The sequence below is a fragment of the Citrobacter sp. MGH100 genome, assembly GCF_001034465.1.
In the GTDB taxonomy this organism is placed as follows: domain Bacteria; phylum Pseudomonadota; class Gammaproteobacteria; order Enterobacterales; family Enterobacteriaceae; genus Citrobacter; species Citrobacter youngae.
Map to the genome: position 1 here is coordinate 241570 of NZ_KQ089801.1, position 19411 is coordinate 260980.

20 protein-coding genes and 3 tRNA genes are annotated in these 19411 nt (G+C 51.8%); 9 read left to right on the top strand and 14 right to left on the bottom strand.

All coding sequences use genetic code 11. From position 1 onward, the window contains the following. Positions 1-70 precede the first annotated feature (70 nt). Positions 71-1393 carry a thymidine phosphorylase gene (deoA, locus tag SK32_RS12770; protein ID WP_048212770.1) on the bottom strand — a complete coding sequence of 441 codons (1323 nt, stop codon included), beginning with the start codon at positions 1391-1393 and terminating at the stop codon, positions 71-73. A gap of 111 nt (positions 1394-1504) precedes the next feature. After that, positions 1505-2284, bottom strand: coding sequence for a deoxyribose-phosphate aldolase (gene deoC / locus SK32_RS12775; RefSeq protein ID WP_003019042.1), 780 nt, complete (start codon positions 2282-2284; stop codon positions 1505-1507). A 261-nt stretch (positions 2285-2545) separates the two neighbouring features. Here deoC and SK32_RS12780 point away from each other — a divergent pair, with 261 nt between their 5' ends. Next, a complete protein-coding gene (locus SK32_RS12780) occupies positions 2546-4096 on the top strand; it encodes a YjjI family glycine radical enzyme (protein ID WP_048212771.1) in 1551 nt (516 codons plus the stop codon). Next, a complete protein-coding gene (locus SK32_RS12785; RefSeq protein WP_048212772.1) occupies positions 4068-4931 on the top strand; it encodes a YjjW family glycine radical enzyme activase in 864 nt (287 codons plus the stop codon). Before SK32_RS12780 ends, SK32_RS12785 begins: the two co-directional genes overlap by 29 nt. Positions 4932-4968: 37 nt before the next feature. On the opposite strand, the gene SK32_RS12790 is transcribed toward SK32_RS12785, so the two are convergent. The 8 genes from SK32_RS12790 to holD form a co-directional block, all read right to left on the bottom strand. After that, positions 4969-5745, bottom strand: a complete 777-nt coding sequence (locus SK32_RS12790) for a metal-dependent hydrolase (protein WP_048212773.1) — start codon at positions 5743-5745, stop codon at positions 4969-4971. Continuing rightward, positions 5742-6815: a patatin-like phospholipase family protein gene (locus tag SK32_RS12795; RefSeq protein ID WP_048212774.1), complete on the bottom strand. Its 1074-nt coding sequence runs from the start codon at positions 6813-6815 to the stop codon at positions 5742-5744. The genes SK32_RS12790 and SK32_RS12795 overlap by 4 nt, the downstream gene beginning before the upstream one ends. Before the next feature lie 121 nt (positions 6816-6936). Further along, positions 6937-7098 (bottom strand): DUF1328 domain-containing protein, encoded by a 162-nt coding sequence (locus SK32_RS24785; RefSeq protein ID WP_003019081.1) that lies wholly within the window; start codon positions 7096-7098, stop codon positions 6937-6939. Positions 7099-7225: 127 nt separating this feature from the next. After that, positions 7226-7843 (bottom strand): molecular chaperone OsmY, encoded by a 618-nt coding sequence (gene osmY / locus SK32_RS12800; protein ID WP_048212775.1) that lies wholly within the window; start codon positions 7841-7843, stop codon positions 7226-7228. 299 nt (positions 7844-8142) lie between these two features. Further along, positions 8143-9732, bottom strand: coding sequence for a peptide chain release factor 3 (gene prfC, locus SK32_RS12805; protein WP_048212776.1), 1590 nt, complete (start codon positions 9730-9732; stop codon positions 8143-8145). Positions 9733-9824: 92 nt separating this feature from the next. Continuing rightward, a complete protein-coding gene (gene yjjG, locus SK32_RS12810; protein WP_048212777.1) occupies positions 9825-10505 on the bottom strand; it encodes a pyrimidine 5'-nucleotidase in 681 nt (226 codons plus the stop codon). 14 nt (positions 10506-10519) lie between these two features. Beyond that, positions 10520-10966, bottom strand: a complete 447-nt coding sequence (gene rimI / locus SK32_RS12815; RefSeq protein ID WP_003829985.1) for a ribosomal protein S18-alanine N-acetyltransferase — start codon at positions 10964-10966, stop codon at positions 10520-10522. Further along, on the bottom strand, positions 10935-11348 hold the full coding sequence (holD, locus tag SK32_RS12820; protein WP_048212778.1) for a DNA polymerase III subunit psi: 414 nt from the start codon (positions 11346-11348) through the stop codon (positions 10935-10937). The genes rimI and holD overlap by 32 nt, the downstream gene beginning before the upstream one ends. A 102-nt stretch (positions 11349-11450) precedes the next feature. Here holD and rsmC point away from each other — a divergent pair, with 102 nt between their 5' ends. The 4 genes from rsmC (at position 11451) to SK32_RS12840 (ending at position 12940) form a co-directional block, all read left to right on the top strand. Beyond that, positions 11451-12482: a 16S rRNA (guanine(1207)-N(2))-methyltransferase RsmC gene (rsmC, locus tag SK32_RS12825; RefSeq protein ID WP_048212779.1), complete on the top strand. Its 1032-nt coding sequence runs from the start codon at positions 11451-11453 to the stop codon at positions 12480-12482. A 139-nt stretch (positions 12483-12621) separates the two neighbouring features. Continuing rightward, positions 12622-12708: transfer RNA gene (locus SK32_RS12830), tRNA-Leu, on the top strand. 28 nt (positions 12709-12736) lie between these two features. Continuing rightward, positions 12737-12822: transfer RNA gene (locus SK32_RS12835), tRNA-Leu, on the top strand. A 32-nt stretch (positions 12823-12854) separates the two neighbouring features. Further along, positions 12855-12940, top strand: a tRNA-Leu gene (locus SK32_RS12840). A 39-nt stretch (positions 12941-12979) separates the two neighbouring features. Here SK32_RS12840 and SK32_RS12845 read toward each other — a convergent pair. Further along, entirely contained in the window at positions 12980-13216 is a 237-nt protein-coding gene (locus SK32_RS12845) for a DUF1435 domain-containing protein (protein WP_086523828.1), read from the bottom strand. A 253-nt stretch (positions 13217-13469) separates the two neighbouring features. Between SK32_RS12845 and SK32_RS12850 the strand changes: the two genes are divergently transcribed. Continuing rightward, on the top strand, positions 13470-14546 hold the full coding sequence (locus SK32_RS12850) for a GGDEF domain-containing protein (RefSeq protein ID WP_048212780.1): 1077 nt from the start codon (positions 13470-13472) through the stop codon (positions 14544-14546). Between the two features lie 108 nt (positions 14547-14654). Continuing rightward, the gene (gene fhuF, locus SK32_RS12855) at positions 14655-15443 is read left to right on the top strand and encodes a siderophore-iron reductase FhuF (protein WP_048212781.1); all 789 of its coding nucleotides are present in this window, start codon (positions 14655-14657) and stop codon (positions 15441-15443) included. A 29-nt stretch (positions 15444-15472) separates the two neighbouring features. On the opposite strand, the gene SK32_RS12860 is transcribed toward fhuF, so the two are convergent. Beyond that, positions 15473-16816 (bottom strand): PTS sugar transporter subunit IIC, encoded by a 1344-nt coding sequence (locus SK32_RS12860; protein WP_048212782.1) that lies wholly within the window; start codon positions 16814-16816, stop codon positions 15473-15475. A 365-nt stretch (positions 16817-17181) separates the two neighbouring features. Between SK32_RS12860 and SK32_RS12865 the strand changes: the two genes are divergently transcribed. After that, entirely contained in the window at positions 17182-17640 is a 459-nt protein-coding gene (locus tag SK32_RS12865) for a YbaK/EbsC family protein (RefSeq protein WP_048212783.1), read from the top strand. Positions 17641-17685: 45 nt separating this feature from the next. On the opposite strand, the gene bglJ is transcribed toward SK32_RS12865, so the two are convergent. Both bglJ and SK32_RS12875 read right to left on the bottom strand, forming a co-directional pair. Then, positions 17686-18375, bottom strand: coding sequence for a DNA-binding transcriptional activator BglJ (gene bglJ, locus SK32_RS12870; protein WP_048212784.1), 690 nt, complete (start codon positions 18373-18375; stop codon positions 17686-17688). Then, positions 18336-19061 carry a response regulator transcription factor gene (locus SK32_RS12875; RefSeq protein WP_048212785.1) on the bottom strand — a complete coding sequence of 242 codons (726 nt, stop codon included), beginning with the start codon at positions 19059-19061 and terminating at the stop codon, positions 18336-18338. The genes bglJ and SK32_RS12875 overlap by 40 nt, the downstream gene beginning before the upstream one ends. Between the last annotated feature and the right edge of the window lie 350 nt (positions 19062-19411).

The following is a 19411-nucleotide window of genomic DNA, read 5'->3' on the forward strand; positions in this document are numbered from 1 at the left end:
CCTTTCTACAACTCGAATTATTTAGGGCATCTATCTTGCGCCGCAAAAAAGCGATCAGATCAGTATACAGTTATTCGGTTATACGACGATAGACTGTCGGTGTAATTTCTGGCGCTTTATCGTCAAGGCTAATTGCCGCTTTGACCGCTTTCGCCGCTTCCTGCCAGCTGGCTTCGTCTTTGGCGTGGATCACCGCCAGCGGACGCTGTCCGTCTACGCTGTCGCTCAGACGCGCCATGTCGCTAAAGCCAACGCTGTAATCAATGGTGTCCGAGGCCTGACGACGACCGCCGCCCATGGAAACGACCGCCATCCCCAGCGCACGGGTATCCATCGCGCTGACAAAACCTTCGGTATCAGCATATACCGCTTTGCTGAGCATTGCCGTCGGCAGGTACTTCGCATAATTTTCGACGAAATCGGTCGGGCCTTTCTGCGCCGCAACCATGCGACCAAAAATCTCTGCCGCTTTACCGTTATCCAGCACCGCCTGCAATTTCGCACGGGCTTCGGCGTCATCTTTCGCCAGCTTGCCGGAGATCAGCATTTCCACGCACAGCGCCATAGTGACGTCTAACAGACGTGGATTGCGGTATTCACCGGTCAGGAACTGCACAGCCTCGCGAACTTCTACCGCGTTACCTGCGCTGGAGGCCAACACCTGGTTCATATCGGTTAACAGCGCGGTGGTACGTACACCCGCACCGTTTGCCACGCCGACAATCGCTTCAGCAAGGGCTTCAGAGAGCTCGTAGGTCGGCATAAAGGCACCGCTGCCCACTTTCACATCCATCACCAACGCATCCAGCCCTTCCGCCAGTTTTTTCGCCAGAATGGAACCGGTAATCAGCGGGATGGAATCCACCGTCGCGGTAATATCGCGGGTGGCATAAAAACGTTTATCCGCCGGTGCGAGCGAGCTGGTTTGCCCAATAATCGCCACACCCACGTCTTTAATAATTTCACGGAAACGGGCGTCGTCCGGGAAGATGTCAAATCCTGGAATCGCTTCAAGTTTATCGAGCGTACCGCCGGTATGCCCCAGGCCACGCCCGGAGATCATCGGAATATAGCCGCCGCACGCAGCAACCATCGGGCCTAACATCAGTGACGTTACGTCACCTACGCCGCCGGTAGAGTGTTTATCCACAATCGGGCCGTTCAACTGCAGGCTTTTCCAGTCCAGCACGGTTCCTGAATCACGCATTGCCATGGTCAGCGAAACACGCTCAGGCATTGTCATATCGTGGAAAAAAATGGTCATCGCCAGGGCGGCGATTTGCCCTTCAGAAATGGTATTGTCGCGAATGCCATTGATAAAGAAACGAATTTCTTCATCGCTCAGCGTATGACCATCACGTTTTTTACGAATAATTTCTTGTGCGAGAAACACGGTAACCCCCGGGGGAAAAGAGTAGAAGGCCGTTGTAAGCCGGGTAAGCAACGCGCCACCCGGCAGTCGTATGATGCCGGATGGCGGCTACGCCTTATCCGGCCTACGGGCTTAGTAGCTGCTTGCGCTCTTGCCGTCGCCGTGACCCAGCGCTTTCAGCAAGCTAGCCAGCAGGCTGGATGCGCCAAAACGGTAGTGACGAGAATCAGCCCAGTCAGCGCCAAACAGTTCATCGGCAATCGCCAGGAACTGCTGTGCATCTTCTGCAGTACGCACGCCGCCAGCCGGTTTGAAACCTACAGTTTTAGAAACACCCATGTCGCGGATCACTTCCATCATGATGCGTGCGCTTTCCGGCGTCGCATTGACCGGCACTTTACCGGTAGAAGTTTTGATGAAATCAGCACCGGCTTTGATGGAGATTTCAGACGCTTTGCGAATCAGTGCTTCTTCTTTCAGCTCACCGGTTTCGATGATCACTTTCAGCAGCACGTTTGCCGCCGCACACGCGTCTTTGCAAGCTTTAACCAGATCAAAACCAATCTGCTCGTTACCGGCGATCAGCGCACGGTACGGGAACACCACGTCAACTTCATCGGCACCGTAGGCGATCGCCGCGCGAGTTTCCGCCAACGCAATCTCGATGTCGTCGTTGCCGTGCGGGAAGTTGGTAACGGTTGCAATGCGGATGTCCGGCGTACCCTGCTCTTTCAGAGTCTTACGCGCAATAGGGATGAAACGCGGATAGATACAGATTGCGGCAGTGTTGCCAACCGGGGTCTTCGCCTGATGACACAACGCGATCACTTTTTCATTGGTGTCGTCGTCATTCAGAGTGGTCAGGTCCATCAGTTTCAGTGCACGCAGGCTGCTTGCTGTTAAATCGGTCATAACATTCTCCAACGGCATCGCCGTATAAAATTTCACCTTGCGAGTTTGTTAGTATTCTAACATCCGCTCGCTATTACACTTCGATATACATCACAGTTAATGAAAACCACATACAGATTTGCATTACTCTAATGAGATCTACTTCAAATAAATTACCTTTTCTAAAGGGATGCGGTGGCATCAGGCGCATCCGGATCAAAGGTTGTGGCGGCGTTGCTTTCTACAATGGCGTTACACCTTCGGGATAAAAAGGAATCAACGATGCCCACGTCAAGCGAACTCGCGCTGCAACAGCGTTGCCAACAAATCGTGACCAGTCCGGTGCTCAGCCCTGAGCAGAAACGCCACTTTCTGGCGCTGGAGGCTGAAAACGCGCTGCCCTACCCGCAACTGCCTGCTGAGGCACGCCAGGCACTGGATGACGGGGTGATCTGCGACATGTACGAAGGCCATGCTCCGTTCAAACCGCGTTATGTTTTACCCGACTACGCGCGTTTTCTGGCCAACGGCTCATCATGGCTGGAGCTGGAGGGGGCAAAGGATCTCGATGACGCATTATCCTTACTCACTATTCTTTACCATCACGTTCCGTCCGTGACGTCGATGCCGGTCTATCTCGGTCAACTCGACGCCCTGTTGCAACCGTATGTTAGAATTCTAACACAAGATGAGATCGATATTCGAATAAAACGTTTCTGGCGCTATCTCGACCGTACCCTGCCAGATGCCTTTATGCATGCCAACATTGGCCCCGCCGACACGCCGATTACACGCGCAATTTTACGCGCAGATGCAGAGTTAAAGCAGGTTTCACCTAACCTTACCTTTATTTATGATCCGCAAATTACCCCTGACGATCTGCTGCTCAACGTGGCGCAAAATATTTGCGAATGCAGTAAACCGCACATTTCTAACGGCCCTGAAAATGATAAAATTTTCACAAAAGGCCACTACGGCGTCGTCAGTTGTTACAACTCACTGCCAATGGCTGGCGGCGGAAGTACGCTGGTCAGGCTCAATCTGAAAGCCATCGCAGAGCGCAGCACCTCTGTCGATGACTTCTTTACGCGCACCCTACCGCACTACTGCCAGCAGCAAATCGCCATCATTGATGCACGATGTGAATTCCTCTATGAAAAATCACATTTCTTTGAGAATAGCTTCCTGGTGCAGGAAGGGTTGATTGATCCCAAACGTTTTGTGCCTATGTTCGGGATGTATGGTCTGGCGGAGGCGGTAAATCTGCTGTGTGAAAAAGCAGGGCAATGCGCGCGTTACGGGAAAGATGCGTTTGCCAATCAGCTCGGCTATCGCATTAGCGCCCAACTGGCGGAATTTGTAGAAAGTACACCGGTGAAATATGGCTGGAATCAACGCGCGATGCTGCATGCGCAGTCGGGGATCAGTTCTGACATCGGCACCACGCCGGGCGCTCGCCTGCCCTACGGTGATGAACCGGACCCGATCACCCATCTGCAAACCGTTGCGCCGCATCACGCGTATTATCACGCCGGTATCAGCGACATTCTCACGCTGGATGAAACCATCAAGCGTAATCCTCAGGCGCTGGTGCAATTGTGCCTCGGCGCATTTAAAGCCGGGATGCGTGAATTTACCGCTAACGTTAGCGGTAACGATCTGGTCCGCGTCACCGGTTATATGGTGCGCCTGTCGGATCTGGAAAAATATCGTGCCGCAGGTTCTCGCACCAACACCACCTGGCTTGGCGAAGAAGCCGCGCGTAATACGCGCATTCTGGAACGACAACCTCGCGTGATTAGCCATGAACAGCAGATGCGCTTCGGTAAGTAAGCTGATTCCCTTCTCCTGCGTCGACGGGCCGGGGAGTCGCCTGGCCCTGTTCCTGCAGGGATGCAATTTGCGCTGTAAGAATTGCCACAACCCGTGGACGATGGGACGCTGCAATGACTGCGGGGAGTGTGTACTGCATTGCCCACATGAAGCGTTAAGTCTGAGCGCGGGAAAAGTATGGTGGCAATCTGATATTTGCCAGCAATGCGACACCTGCCTGCACATGTGCCCCCAGCAGGCTACGCCGATGGCGCAGACCATGAGCATTGATGAGGTACTGCAGCATGTTCGCAAAGCCTCGCCGTTTATTGAAGGAATGACGGTCAGCGGCGGCGAAGCAACGACCCAGCTACCGTTTATTGTGGCGCTGTTTAGCGCGATCAAAACCGATCCGCAGTTGCAACACCTGACCTGCATGGTAGACAGCAACGGCATGCTGAGCGAAACCGGCTGGCAAAAGCTGTTGCCGGTGTGCGACGGCGTAATGCTGGATTTAAAAGCCTGGGATAGCGCATGTCATCGTCAGTTGACAGGGCGCGATAACACGCTGATTAAACAAAGTATTACCTTTCTGTCCGGGCAAGGGAAACTTGCGGAACTGCGCCTGCTGATTATCCCTGGTCAGGTGGATTATCTCCAGCATATCGATGCACTGGCGGCGTTTATCAAGCGTTCAGGTGATGTACCGGTGCGGCTGAATGCCTTTCATGCGCACGGGGTATACGGCGAAGCAAAAGACTGGCCGAGCGCCACGCCGGAGGATGTGGAGCACCTGGCGCAAAGATTGCGCGAGCGCGGGGTGGATAATTTGATCTTCCCGGCTTTGTATCTGTGAAATGCCGGATGAGATGCGAAAGCGCCGCATCCGGAAATCAAAAATCAAACAACGCCGTCGTATTCCGATACAGCGCGTCAGCAATCACGTCCGCAGGTTCCGGGCGCAGCTCGCATAAGACGTCAAACACTCTGACTACCTGCTCCGGGCGGTTGGGCTGGCCCTGAAAGCCGTTGAGCGGCATATCCGGCGCGTCGGTTTCCAGCAACAGCGACTCCAGCGGCAGCTGCGCCATTACCTCGCGGGTTTTGCTGGCGCGCGGATAAGTAATGGTGCCGCCCACGCCAATTTTGTAGCCCAGTTGCACAAAGCGTTCAGCCTGCTGAAAACTCCCGGAAAATCCATGCACCACGCCGGTTCGCGGCAAAGCATGGCGTTTCAGGTGCATAGCCAGCTTGTCATGGGTACGTCGTGAATGCAGGATCACTGGCAGTTCGTAACGCTTCGCCAGCTTCAGCTGCGCCTCCAGAATCCACTCTTGCTGGTCAAATTGCGGATCGTCCCGGTACAGATCCAATCCAATCTCACCTACTGCCACCAGCTTTTGTGGACGCTTATCCAGCGCCTGCTGCAGTTGGTCCAGGCAGTCGTCGCTGTGGTGTTCAATCACAATGGGATGCAGGCCCAGCGCGGCAAACAGCGGGGGATAATTATCCGCTAACGCCAGCACGCGGGAAAAGTTCGCCGCCTCGGTAGCCGGGACGATAATACTGCCCACACCGGCTTCACAGGCGCGCTGCAGGCTGGCGGATTCGTCGCCAGTAAACGGAGGGAAATCAAAGTGACAATGCGTATCGATAAAGCGGAAACTCACGCCAAATCCTCATTATCAAACGTGGTGTCGTTAGCCTGGGGCGCGCTGCTTGCAACGGACGCATGGGCATCGTTGGCAACGGGTGCAGGTGGAACCACCACCGGTCCCGGCACCACAATCTTCGGCGTCTGACGAGGCAGCGGCGCGTTTTTCGCCAGCAGTTTACCAATCGTTGCCAAAAAATAGCGCCCGCACAGGCGTCCGGTTTTGTAGTCTTCACGCAATGCCGGAATACGGCTCCCCAGTGCCATACTATGGAGTGGCTTTGGTGGGTAGATCTCAAAGATACGCAGCTTGCCCGGCGGTTTTTCGATAAAGCGCTGAATAGCGCGGTAGCTGGCTTCATGATGTTGAACCAGATTCACCAGCGGCTGCAGACTGCTCTCCCCCAGCCAGCGTTCCATACGCTTGAACCACTGCGGGGTGTAGTACATTTGCGAAGGCACCGTGCGGATAACCACCAGCGTTTTTGCACCCTGCTTCGCCGCTTCCTGCACGGGAATGGCGTCACTGACGCCACCATCCAGATAGTTCACGCCATCCAGCGCAACCCCTGTGCGGTAGAATCCGGGAATCGCGCTGGATGCACGAATGAGATCCAGCCAATTGTGCCGGTTCGGCGAAAAATAGCCCGGTGTGTAGTCATCTCCCCGGCAGGCGCACATATAAAACGCTTTACCTGCCTCAAACAGGCGCTCGGCGTTATCCATTGCCAGCGGCATTTGGGACGAGGTCGAATCCACCAGCCAGTCGAGGTCGATTAAGTTTCCCCCGCGCACAAAGCGCACCGGGTCAAAAAACTCACGTCGGGTAGTGTAACGCATGATGACTTTACGACCGTAACCGGGCTGGTTACAGAGATAAGCTGAAAGGTTTTGCGCGCCAGCGGACGTCCCGTAGAAGAGATCAAAGGGATTGAACTGTGCGCGCATGAATTCATCCAGTACGCCTGCAGTGAAGATGCCTCTTTGTCCCCCGCCCTCGCACACCAGCGCCATACTGCCTGGTTGAAACGGACGTAACGATAACGGCGCGATATTACCGAGCGTGACGGGTATTCTCTGCCCCACCTCTGCCTTCCTGTTGTTTTTGTAATAGGACAACAAAGTAACGCAAATTGCCTGCTGCTAAAACCGTAAAAGCCAGTCCGCTGGACTGGCTCAGTAGCAAGTTATCTTTACGGTTTACGTACTAGGGTCGTTTACGCCCGGTAAACAGGCTGACCAGGAACAGAATGATACCCACCACAAAAACAATTTTTGCAGCACCTGCAGCGGTACCCGCCAGTCCACCAAAACCCAGTGCAGCGGCAATTAACGCGATAACCAGAAATATGATGCCCCATCGAAACATATGCTTCTCCTTTACCATAGTTAATTTCACCGCTTGATATGAGCGCTCAGGCTACCCATCTGCGATATTTTCAGTGTGGTGCACAATACGCCTCCCGACAAACGTCAGGAGGGCGAATTAAGTCTAATTACTGAGTTTTGAGATCGTTTTTGACGCTTTTCACGCCATCAATCGCTTTGGCGATGCTCTCAGCGCGATCGCTTTGAGCCTGTGAATCGACAGTGCCTGAAAGTTGCACAACGCCATCGGTGGTCTCAACTTTCACCTTGCGGGAAGGGACAATGTCATCGGCCAGCAGCTTAGCTTTCACTTCGCTGGTGATGGCCGTATCACCGGCATAGCCTTTTACGGAGGTATTTTTGCTGTCACGCACGTGCAGTTTGTCGCTAACGGAGGTCACGCCCTCAACGCCTTTCGCGACTTTAACGGCCTCTTCGGCCTGCGCCTGGCTTTCAACAAACCCGCTTAACGTCACTACTTTCTGGTCCGTTTTGACGGAGATATCGGTGCTCTTAATGCTTTCGTGGTCCACCAGCGCGGCTTTTACTTTGGCGGTGAGGGTGCTGTCATCCATGAAATTACCGACTTTGTTCATAGAGCTATCGACTTTCTGCCCCGCACTTTCGAGTCCGGATTGCGCTTTATCCATTGTGGCGTTTTCTGCATAAGCAGAACCCGTTGCAACAGCGGAAGTCAGCATCACGGCCAGTAGCGTTTTAGAAATCTTAAGTCCTGTCATTGTCATCGATGTATTCCTGTTTGTTGTACTTATAGCGATGTTCTGCCGCTTAGCGGTCAGAACCAGCAACTAATCTCGTGACTGAAATAAATATCAGCTAAAGGGGCTGCGAAATGCTTAATGAAGAGCATTAAAAGCCGATATTTATGTCATCACATTGTTAAATATAGTTCACGATTTCGCGGTTGTTGCCTGTATTGATTAAAAAACAAACAAAAGTCAGGGGATTTAAGAACATTCCGCAAGGGATTTAAAAGACAGGAAAAGTTGCAGGGCGCGGTGAGTACCGCGCCCTGGGGGACAGATTAGTGTTCGCGTGTTTTACGGAACTGAACGTCAGGGTAACGTTCCTGGGTGAGATTCAGGTTAACCATGGTCGGCGCGATATAGGTGAGATTATCACCGCCATCCAGCGCCAGCTGAATTTCGTTTTTACGCTTAAATTCTTCGAATTTTTTCACGTCAGAACACTCTACCCAGCGCGCAGTCGCCACGTTGACCGACTCATAAATGGCTTCAACGTTGTATTCGCTCTTCAGACGAGAAACCACCACGTCGAACTGCAGCACACCGACGGCGCCTACGATCAGATCGTTGTTGGCGATCGGACGGAATACCTGCACGGCGCCCTCTTCTGACAGCTGAACCAGCCCTTTCAGTAGCTGCTTCTGCTTCAATGGATCCTTCAGGCGAATACGACGGAACAGCTCCGGCGCGAAGTTCGGAATACCAGTGAACTTCATCATTTCGCCCTGGGTAAAGGTATCGCCGATCTGGATAGTGCCGTGGTTATGCAGACCAAGAATATCGCCCGGATACGCTTCTTCCACATGAGAACGGTCACCGGCCATAAAGGTCAGCGCATCGGAGATCACCACGTCTTTACCAATGCGCACCTGGCGCATTTTCATGCCTTTCTCATACTTGCCGGATACCACACGCATGAACGCCACACGGTCACGGTGTTTCGGGTCCATGTTGGCCTGAATTTTAAACACGAAACCGGTGAACTTCTCTTCTGAGGCTTCGACAATGCGAGTGTCGGTTTTACGCGGCATCGGCGCAGGCGCCCACTCCACTAAGCCGTCCAGCATATGGTCAACGCCGAAGTTACCCAACGCGGTACCGAAGAAGACCGGGGTGATTTCGCCCGCAAGGAACAACTCATGGTCGAACTCGTTGGACGCGCCCTGCACCAGCTCCAGCTCGTCGCGCAGCTGCTGCGCCAGGTCTTCACCCACGGCAGCATCAAGTTCCAGGTTGTTGAGACCTTTAACAACACGCACTTCCTGAATCGTATGGCCTTTACCGGTCTGGTACAGATACGTTTCATCTTTGTACAAGTGATAGACGCCCTTGAACAACTTCCCGCAGCCAATCGGCCAGGTGATCGGCGCACAGCCGATTTTCAGTTCGTTCTCAACTTCATCCAGCAGCTCCATCGGGTCGCGGATGTCACGGTCAAGTTTGTTCATAAAAGTCAGGATCGGCGTATCACGCAGACGGGTAACTTCCATCAGCTTGCGGGTCCTGTCTTCAACACCTTTCGCGGCATCAATGACCATCAGACAGCAGTCCACCGCCGTCAGGGTACGGTAGGTATCTTCGGAGAAGTCTTCGTGCCCCGGGGTGTCCAGCAGGTTGACCAGGCAGTCATGATACGGGAACTGCATCACGGAGGTGGTAATGGAGATACCACGCTGCTTTTCCATTTCCATCCAGTCAGATTTTGCATGCTGGCTGGAGCCACGGCCTTTTACCGTACCGGCGGTCTGAATCGCCTGTCCGAATAACAGCACCTTTTCAGTAATTGTCGTTTTACCGGCATCCGGGTGAGAAATAATGGCAAAAGTGCGGCGTTTGGCCACCTCTTGCAAATAAGGAGACAACGTCATAGTCAAATCTTCTTAGGTAAGCACGGCAACGGGCCGGGCAAGTTGAATACGAAAAATTGCGGCTATTTTACCCATCAACGGGGGGGAGGCAATCAGTGTTTACACAGGAGCTGCTCCAGTTCGCTTAATGACGTGACCGTCCAGGTCGGCTGAATGCCCGCTGGCTGCTCGCGATGATGCGTATTGAGCCAGCAGGTGGATAGCCCGGCGTTAATGCCGCCAAGAATATCGGACTCTGCGGTGTCACCCACCATTAGCACGCGAGAACGGTCAGGATTGCCCGCCTGCGCCAGCGCATGGTCAAAAATACGGGGATCGGGTTTTGCCACCCCAACCTGTTCAGAAATCACCAACAGGTCGAAATAGTCGCGCAGCCCCGTCCGCTCAAGGCGGATTTGCTGCAACGCGGTAAAGCCGTTAGTAATGATGCCGATTTTTGTTTTATCACGAATCGCATTGAGCAGAGAAACCGCCCCCGGCAACGGCGAGCAGATCTCCGCCATCGCATTGATGAATGCATCATTAAGCTGGCCCGGTTCAACCTTCAGGCGTTCGGCCCAGCTCTGAAAACGGGCATGCTGCAGCTGTAATGAGGTAATCGCACCGTTTTGATAATCCACCCACAGCGGTTTATTCACGGCCTGGTAGTCCTGAAAATCTTCAGCGGTAAAGGTAATGCTATAGTCGAGAAACATCCGCTGTAAGCCGGTAAACGAGTCAAATGTAAACAGCGTTTCGTCGGCATCAAAGAAAATCCAGTCCCACTTCTTCATCATTACACCTTGTCTTACATGCTGATTGGCAACGCCATGATGATGGCGTCTTCGTGACCATCGGCCGTTGGATAGTAATTGCGACGGATCGTCGCCTCGTTAAAGCCTAAGCTTTCGTACAGCGCGATAGCGGCGGCGTTTGAGGCGCGCACTTCAAGCCACAGCGTCAAAATGCCACGCTTTTCCAGCTCATCGATCAGATGCTCCAGCAGCTCACGCCCCAGCCCACGGCGCTGAAAGTCAGGGTCGACGGCAATATTGAACAGCGTAGCTTCATCCAGCACGACCTGCGTAATCGCAAAGGCCGCCATCACGTCATCAACCCTCAACTGAAAATTGAGGTAACGATCGCCCTGGTTGCTGGCAAATGTTTTTTCACTCCAGGGAAAAGCGTGGGCGCGTTTTTCAATCTGAAATGCTGCGGGTAAATCAGTCGGTTCGAGGGAAGAAATCGTGTTCATATGCGCAGATTTGTTGCCATAACGCGGCGCGGGCCGCGGGGTTTTCCCGTAATTCATTAAACGCAGGACTCGCGACCTGAGCGCCCTCCAGCAGCAGCGGCTCTTCGGTTCCCAGCCGCCAGCTATTACAGCGACTACCTTGCGGCAGCATGGCGACACGGTCAGGCGTCAGTTGTAAAACCTGATCCGGGCTGACGGTTAATGCGCGTAAAATATCGCTCATCAATGGTTCGGTTAGCGCGGGTAACTGTTCCGCAACCATCACCAAACGGACATGCGCAGGAATGGAAATCGCGATTTCGCCCTGCAGTGCGCCAGGACGACGCAACGACCACTGCGTAATGCCCAGTTGCTGTAACTGCCAGTCTCGTCGGGATGTCATAGCGAAACGCTCCTGTAATCAGGGGCGCAAATATAGCAAATTTGTCGAATCCGTGCCATCAAACAACTATAATCCCCCGCTGTACAATTTAAGGAGCACTCCATGTCTGCTTTTACCCCGGCAAGTGAAGTCTTGCTGCGCCACAGTGATGATTTCGAACAAAGCCGTATTATGTTTGCCGGTGATTTGCAGGATGACCTGCCTGCCCATTTTGAAAGCGCCGCCAGCCGTGCGCATACTCAGCAGCTTCACCACTGGCAGGTGCTTAACCGCCAGATGGGCGACAACGTCCGCTTCAGCCTCATCGCTCAAGCCGATGACGTCGGCGATAGCGATACGCTGATCTACTACTGGCCGAAGAATAAACCTGAAGCCCAGTTCCAGTTGATGAACCTTCTTTCGCTGTTGCCGGTGGGTACCAATATTTTTGTTGTTGGCGAAAACCGCAGCGGCGTACGTAGCGCCGAGCAGATGCTGGCCGAATACGCGCCGTTGAACAAAGTCGACAGCGCACGTCGCTGTGGCCTGTACCACGGTCGTCTGGAAAAGCAGCCGGTCTTTGATGCTGAAAAATACTGGGACGAATACCAGACAGACAATCTGACCATCAAAACGCTGCCGGGCGTATTCAGCCGTGACGGCCTGGATGTTGGCAGCCAACTGCTGCTCTCCACGCTGACGCCGCACACCAAAGGCAAAGTTCTGGATGTCGGCTGTGGCGCGGGTATCCTCTCCGTCGCGCTTGCCAGCCACTCGCCAAAAGTGCGCTTAACCCTGTGCGATGTTAGCGCAGCCGCTGTTGAAGCCAGCCGCGCAACGCTTGCCGCCAACGGTATTGAAGGTGACGTCATCGCCAGTAACGTCTTTTCTGACGTGACGGGTCGCTTTGATATGATCATCTCCAACCCGCCGTTCCATGACGGCATGCAGACCAGTCTGGATGCCGCGCAAACGCTGATTCGCGGCGCGGTGCGTCACCTGAACAGCGGCGGTGAACTGCGCATTGTTGCCAACGCCTTCCTGCCTTATCCGAAAGTACTGGATGAAGTGTTTGGCTTCCACGAAGTTATCGCGCAGACCGGGCGCTTCAAGGTCTATCGCACCATCATGACGCGCCAGGCGAAAAAAGCGTAATTGTCTCGCAGCGAACGGCCATTCACGTGGCCGTTTTTGCATCAATCGGCCCAGCCTGGACAATTAACTATTGACGAAAAGTTGAAAACAACTAGAATGCGCCTCCGTGGTAACGATACTTTTTGAGTGTCGATGGTATGCGAAGGTGGCGGAATTGGTAGACGCGCTAGCTTCAGGTGTTAGTGTCCTTTCGGACGTGGGGGTTCAAGTCCCCCCCCTCGCACCATAATCCACGTTGATATTGCTCGCACTGGGCGAAGGTGGCGGAATTGGTAGACGCGCTAGCTTCAGGTGTTAGTGTCCTTAGGATGTGGGGGTTCGAGTCCCCCCCCTCGCACCAACGAGGCGATATCAAAAAAATAAGATGACTGTGCGAAGGTGGCGGAATTGGTAGACGCGCTAGCTTCAGGTGTTAGTGTCCTTAGGATGTGGGGGTTCGAGTCCCCCCCCTCGCACCAATTATCTTATCTTTCCTTCGATTTTCTTTCCTGTTTTGCTCATCCCTGATTCCAGTTCATCATTACCAAAACAATGCCGCCGATCAGCGCCGCGCATGAAGGTAATAAGACAAAGTGCCGTAAACGCTTGTGGTATAACATGAGTGAAGTCAGTAGTAATCCTAATACAATCATCGCCTTCCATGCGTCGAGTGACAGATCAGTAAATGCCAGCCCGGCAATCACTATCCCCGGCAGCAAAACCCCCCATCCACTGCCCAGCGCACGTTGCAACATGGTTTCACCTATGACATTGATAATGATAACCAATATCATATGATAAATTTTCTCATTTGTCAGCCAGGAAAGGCTATCAATTCTATGAGTTTTACTTAACGATTGATGACATAAATAGTTTAAGGTGATAAATTGCTCGCCGGTTAGCTTTTCATCAAAAAACAATAACGACCTGAACGAATGATTTTTCGCTCATCATTTTTTCCTTACAAACACACCTTCGTATATTGCAGATAAATAACAATATTTACCTATGACAGTACAATCCTGGCGAACTCTGCGCACTAAGAAGTATCAACTTTCTTTACGTCTGTTTCTGCTTCTCAATGCAGTCTCCGCGCTGTTTACGCTTGTTTTCCCACTTTTTGCCGTCAAAGCCGTATCTGTCCCGGCGTTGCTCATCCTGGCCGCCAGTACATTGCTGTTGGCATGGCATGGCAAATATGCGAATAAAAAAATTAATCTTCCTTTTATTTCAATCGTTTTTGGCTTGCTATGGGCATTACATATTTTTCTGAAATATAACGCGCTAGGTCATAATGATTATTATTTTCTGTTAATCGCACTTCTCAGCGTGCTGTTTATTGGTTCTATCGCTTTTGCCAACAATATCATCGCCTTTACGCTGCATTCGTTACCCTCAGTCGTCGTCTGTTTATGGCTTAACGGCAGCGAGCATGGTCTGCGAATTTTCTATTTTATGGCGCTACCCATGGCCGGGATCGCCATCCAGCATGTGATACAAAAGCGCTACGACGGCTTCGCCCAGCAGTTGATGTACAAACTACTGGAAGAACGGGAAACCCTGAACGGACTCAGCATGCTCGACCCGCTAACCGGTTTGTACAATCGCCGGGGGCTGCAACACAGACTCGATACGCTGTTGGCCCTGAGCAACTCGAAGCACTACGTCCTGCTGATGGATATCGACCATTTCAAGGCCTATAACGATCATTACGGACACATGATGGGCGATCAGGCGCTGATTCGCGTTTCTGCCGCGATTCGTGATTCCGTACGCTCCCGGGACGTGGTGGCACGTTTTGGTGGCGAAGAGTTTATGGTTTTGCTGACCGCGGTCGACCCCCAACAGGCCCAGGCTGCCGCCGAGCGTATTCGCCAGAAAGTGTACGATCTTAAAATTCCACATATGTTTAATGAGAGCGTAGCAACCAATGTGACGGTCAGCATCGGTATTGCGCCTTTGGTGGAACAGGATATTGACTCCGCGATTACCAGAGCAGACAAAGCGCTTTATGAGGCCAAGAATATGGGTCGAAACAACACTCTGGTCAGCGATGAGCTGCGGATAAACTGCACCTCTTCCTGAGTTTTCCGTGCGGAACTGCCCGATCTTGCGACAAAGATCTTGCCATCGTTTACCCCCATCTATAGGATTAGAAATCATTATCATTTAGATTAACATCCTTATATCGCCATGGCTTACCGTTCCGCACCCATCGTTGAAGATGTCATCTGGCACAGCCATCTCCCTTCAGAGATGCCCTCGCTGGCGGCTTCCGTGCGTGCGACCATAGCCCAAACCCGCGAACACTTGCTGGATTTCATTCGCCTTGACGAGACCCCGCCGCAAGGTGCAATGACATTACATGAATGGACGCAACCGACAACGTTAAGTTCGCTTCTGGCCGTTTATTCAGACCACATCTACCGCAACCAGCCCACGTTAGTACGCGAAAATAAACCGCTGATCTCCCTTTGGGCGCAATGGTATATCGGCCTGATGATGCCCCCGCTTATGGTGGCTCTGCTGACGCAAAAAGAGGCTATCGACGTCTCTCCTGAACATATGCACGTGGAGTTTCACGAAACCGGGCGTGCCGCATGTTTCTGGATAGATGTACATCAGGATCACCAGACCACGGCACTCTCACCGCAACAACGTATGGAAACGCTGATTTTGTCAGCCCTGACACCGGTCGTTCAGGCACTGGAATCAACGGGTGAGATCAACGCGAAACTTGTCTGGAGCAATACGGGATACTTAATTCACTGGTACTTAACGGAAATGAAGCCGTTGTTAGGTGAAGAACTGTTGAACACGCTGCGCCAGACCTGCTTCTTTGAGAAACAACTATCCTGTGGCCAGGATAATCCGTTGTGGCGCACCGTCGTTCCACGCGAGGGACTGTTAGTACGCAGAACCTGCTGCCAGCGCTATCGCCTGCCCGATGTTCAGCAATGCGGCGACTGCACGCTAAAATAAGCGAGGAGCCATAGCCCCCCGCCAACACTTTATGCAACCTGCTGATTTTCCTCTTCTATCCGCTGTGCTTCTTCTTTTTCCTGCGCCAACAGTTGCCTCTCATAAACCTTAAAGAATGGGAAGTAGATGATGGCAGAAACCAGCGCCAACACGACCACCAGGATCGCCGCACGATAATCCCAGCCTAATGCCCATGCCGCGCCAACGGGCGCCGGTGCGGTCCAGGGAACCACTGAAATCACCCGCCCAATTAGATCCAGTTTCATCGCCGCCCAGGCCAGCACCGCGTTCACCATTGGGGCCAGCAGGAAGGGAATAAAGAACACTGGATTCATGACAATCGGCGTACCGAAAATCACCGGCTCGTTAATGTTGAAAATACTGGGGACCACGCTCAAACGCCCAATCGATCGTAGATGGGCCGAGCGGCTGCGCAGATAGCAAATCACCAGCCCCATCGTCGCCCCCGATCCCCCCACGACGATAAAGAACGTCCAGAACGCTTCCATAAAGATATGCGGTAAAGGCGCGCCCTGCGCCAGCGCCGACTGGTTCATGCCGAGGTTGGTCAACCAGAACATTTGCAGCATACCCGACACAATCGCCGCACCGTGAATACCGGCAAACCACAGCAGATGGCCGATCAGTACTGCCAGCAGTATCGCCGGCAGAGAATCCGCTGCGGACACCAGTGGTTTAAAGATGGCCATAATGGCCTGCGGGATCAGCATATCAAACTGCGACTGTATCACCAGGCTCAGCGGGTACAGCGTCAGCACCACCACCAGTACCGGGATCAGGAGATCAAATGAGTTTTTGATCATCGGCGGCACTTGATCGGGTAAGCGGATCCCGATGTTGTGCGCCTTCAGGAAGCGCATCATTTCAACGCAATAAATTGCCACCAGGATGGCAGTGAAAATTCCCGTACCGCCGAGGCTATCAACCGGCATCGTACCTTTGGTTTTCGGTGCGGCAATCAACAAAAACGCCATGATCGACAGCATCGCGCACATAAACGGATCTAACTGATGCGACTTCACATAGTGCTTGCCCAGGTTATAGGCAATAGCCGCACATATGTAGACCGACATGATCCCCATCGTCATATCAAACGGCGTGAGTATCTGGCCTTCAAATTGTTTTGCCAGATCCAGCCATGCGCGGGCAAACCCCCAGGTGGTATCCGGCGAAAAAGGCGGATAGGCAAAAACCAGCAGAAAAGACCCTACAATCATAAACGGCATCGCCGAAATGAAACCATCACGTATTGCCATCACATGGCGTTGTGAAGAAATGCGCCCGGCGACAGGGCTAACGTAGCTTTCAACAAAGCGGAAAATCACATTAAATACAGCATGGTTAGTAGACATAGCCGTTCTCCCGTTGTGCTAAACCCTGCAACCGTGCTGGTATCAACACCACCACGTAAAACCCATTCCTACTATTCGCAACCGTGCCGGGAGAAAAACCAGCCTTACCGCTTTTTGAGTTAAGTTTCATAGATGGCTCTTATTATGTGATACAGAGGGAGTGACAGCTTCAGTATTAATCGCCATTTCAGTATTCCGCAACCGGTTACTGTAACCGGTTTCTTTGATTGTGAAGGTGATCGAGAAACTGCCAATGTTGCTGTGTTGTTACAATAAAATATTTACAGTAACGCTGCCCCTATGACAAATTACGCCAGGCGGTTTTCTGCTATGCAGGACTGCGGATATGCGAGAGGGAGAGAAGAATGAGTTTACAATCAGTACGGCAGTTTTTAGCGCAACATGCGCCAGATATTGAAATCATCGAATTAGATCAAAGCACCGCCACCGTCGATCTGGCAGCCAAGGCCCATAACGTCGAACCAGGGCAGATAGCAAAAACGCTGTCACTAAAGGTGAAAAACGACATTATCCTGGTCGTCGCCAGAGGAGATGCTCGCCTCGATAATAAAAAACTGAAAAATACGTTTGGCGCCAAAGCGCGCATGCTGAGTAGCGATGAAGTAGTCAACGCAACAGGTCATCCCGTAGGAGGCGTATGTCCTTTCGGGTTGGAGACACCCATATCGGTGTACTGTGATGTCTCGTTGAAACACTATACAGAAGTGCTCCCTGCAGCAGGAGCCACTCACAGCGCGGTTCGCATTGCGCCAGAAAGAATAGCAGAACTGACTGCGGCAACCTGGGTTGATGTGTGCCAGTGATCGATTTACCTTTCCATGCCAATGACTACGCCGGTACGCATCTTCTCAAGCACGCCATAACGGGGCAGTACGACGAAAAGATGACGGTTCTGCAGAGCGCACATGCAGCAGGATATCGGCAGCATTCAGTAATCCGGCATCCGAACTAACGCCCAGTTTGGACATCACATTAAATTTATGCGCACGAATCGTTTTAATGTTTCGCTCAAGCTCAATCGCGATCTGCAGCATCGAATAACCATTCGACATATAGCGCAGAATTTCGCGCTCGGTTGGGCTAAGCATACGGCATTGATTGATATACCAGAGCTTCTTCGTGTCTTCTGTTTCCCCTCTGGCGCAATCCAGCGCTGCAAATAATTCTTCCTGCAACATACTCAGCGTGGATGCTTTGCTAATCACGGCATCCAGTGGTAGCGGTGACAGCGAGCCAATTAGCCGCGCCTCGTCATCATCATCGGCAATGACCACTCGCTTGATGCGAGGGTGTTTCACCGCCAGCTCTGTCAGATAAGCCAGTCCGGTGCGGCGATCGGTTCTTTTCGCGGAAAGTGAAAAAATAACCGCGGAAAATGACGTCTGTGACATCGCCTGGCTTAAGGCTGGCTGTCCTGAAAAGGGATGAAGTTGGTATTGATTGTTCGGTCTGGCATTAAATAAATTATAAATACCCACGCTGCTCATTACACACTTTTCTACCAGTGCGACATTTCTTTTGATACTTCTGTCTTCCATTCCGTGGTCTCTCCATAAACTGAAGGTAGATTCAACTCTCGTGCTCCTTGAGAACTATTTATCCAGGCATACATCTCCGCATTGCTGTGTATTGACAGACGACGCATCGCACTATTTTTCTGGGCGCTGATTGTCTTATTACTTTTTTTAAGTAATGTGGCAATCTGATTAATCCCCCAGCCCTTTCCCAGAAGCCGTAACACTTTCCGTTCAGATAGCGTCAGAATAATTGAGTGTACGCTATGATCCTGTTTTTCTGGTGCTATTACCGGAGAGAGCAATACCGGGCTAATTCTGTCGGCATAAACATTCCCTGCATCAATAGCATTTACTAAACTATCAATCGGTTCAGCATCAGATAACAGCGTACTGATTGGACACATCAGCATCTCAACGGCCACAGGATAATAATTTCGAGAAACGAGAAAGACCCAGTGAATATCACGATATTGAGGTAACAAAGAATAATATTGTTCGCAGACCGCACGCGAATGACTGCAGTCTCCGGTTAAATCAGCGATAACCAGATCTGAACGTCGCAGTTGCATCAATGTCAGTTCTTCTACGGCGCGGCAGTAGGTCAGTTTGTAATCAGAGAAATGCGCTTGCATTACCCCTTTAAGCCCAATTTGTATGATAGGTAATTTACTAATAATAATTGCGTTCTTGCAGCGTCCTGGCAACATAACTCCTCCATATTCACATGTCTTCAATCTTGCGCGCGCAAGTATCACCTACAATCAAATAAAATAATTAATAAATAGACATGCGTTAAACAATAGACAGGATGAATTATTTATCCTTATTCTAAATAGAAAATGGCAATGCTACGTTCCCAATAGCATCACACTATAAATTTATCATGCCATAATCACGCACATGTACATTCATTGTACAATTAAAATAACTACATTAAATTATTAGCATTCCTTACGTAATTACTGTTCATCTCGAAAAATTTAGCCCTGGTTCAGGAGTGTGTCCCACGATACGATTTCCTACAACCACCAAGTGACCTGTTTCTTTTTTCAACACA

Coding starts and splice junctions, on each gene's coding strand:
- deoC (WP_003019042.1), bottom strand. CDS start 2,284: ATGACCGATTTAACAGCAAGCAGCCTGCGTGCACTGAAACTGATGGAC.
- SK32_RS12780 (WP_048212771.1), top strand. CDS start 2,546: ATGCCCACGTCAAGCGAACTCGCGCTGCAACAGCGTTGCCAACAAATC.
- SK32_RS12785 (WP_048212772.1), top strand. CDS start 4,068: ATGAACAGCAGATGCGCTTCGGTAAGTAAGCTGATTCCCTTCTCCTGC.
- SK32_RS24785 (WP_003019081.1), bottom strand. CDS start 7,098: ATGTTTCGATGGGGCATCATATTTCTGGTTATCGCGTTAATTGCCGCT.
- osmY (WP_048212775.1), bottom strand. CDS start 7,843: ATGACAATGACAGGACTTAAGATTTCTAAAACGCTACTGGCCGTGATG.
- prfC (WP_048212776.1), bottom strand. CDS start 9,732: ATGACGTTGTCTCCTTATTTGCAAGAGGTGGCCAAACGCCGCACTTTT.
- yjjG (WP_048212777.1), bottom strand. CDS start 10,505: ATGAAGAAGTGGGACTGGATTTTCTTTGATGCCGACGAAACGCTGTTT.
- rimI (WP_003829985.1), bottom strand. CDS start 10,966: ATGAACACGATTTCTTCCCTCGAACCGACTGATTTACCCGCAGCATTT.
- holD (WP_048212778.1), bottom strand. CDS start 11,348: ATGACATCCCGACGAGACTGGCAGTTACAGCAACTGGGCATTACGCAG.
- rsmC (WP_048212779.1), top strand. CDS start 11,451: ATGTCTGCTTTTACCCCGGCAAGTGAAGTCTTGCTGCGCCACAGTGAT.
- SK32_RS12845 (WP_086523828.1), bottom strand. CDS start 13,216: ATGTTGCAACGTGCGCTGGGCAGTGGATGGGGGGTTTTGCTGCCGGGG.
- SK32_RS12850 (WP_048212780.1), top strand. CDS start 13,470: ATGACAGTACAATCCTGGCGAACTCTGCGCACTAAGAAGTATCAACTT.
- fhuF (WP_048212781.1), top strand. CDS start 14,655: ATGGCTTACCGTTCCGCACCCATCGTTGAAGATGTCATCTGGCACAGC.
- SK32_RS12860 (WP_048212782.1), bottom strand. CDS start 16,816: ATGTCTACTAACCATGCTGTATTTAATGTGATTTTCCGCTTTGTTGAA.
- SK32_RS12865 (WP_048212783.1), top strand. CDS start 17,182: ATGAGTTTACAATCAGTACGGCAGTTTTTAGCGCAACATGCGCCAGAT.
- bglJ (WP_048212784.1), bottom strand. CDS start 18,375: ATGGAAGACAGAAGTATCAAAAGAAATGTCGCACTGGTAGAAAAGTGT.
- SK32_RS12875 (WP_048212785.1), bottom strand. CDS start 19,061: ATGTTGCCAGGACGCTGCAAGAACGCAATTATTATTAGTAAATTACCT.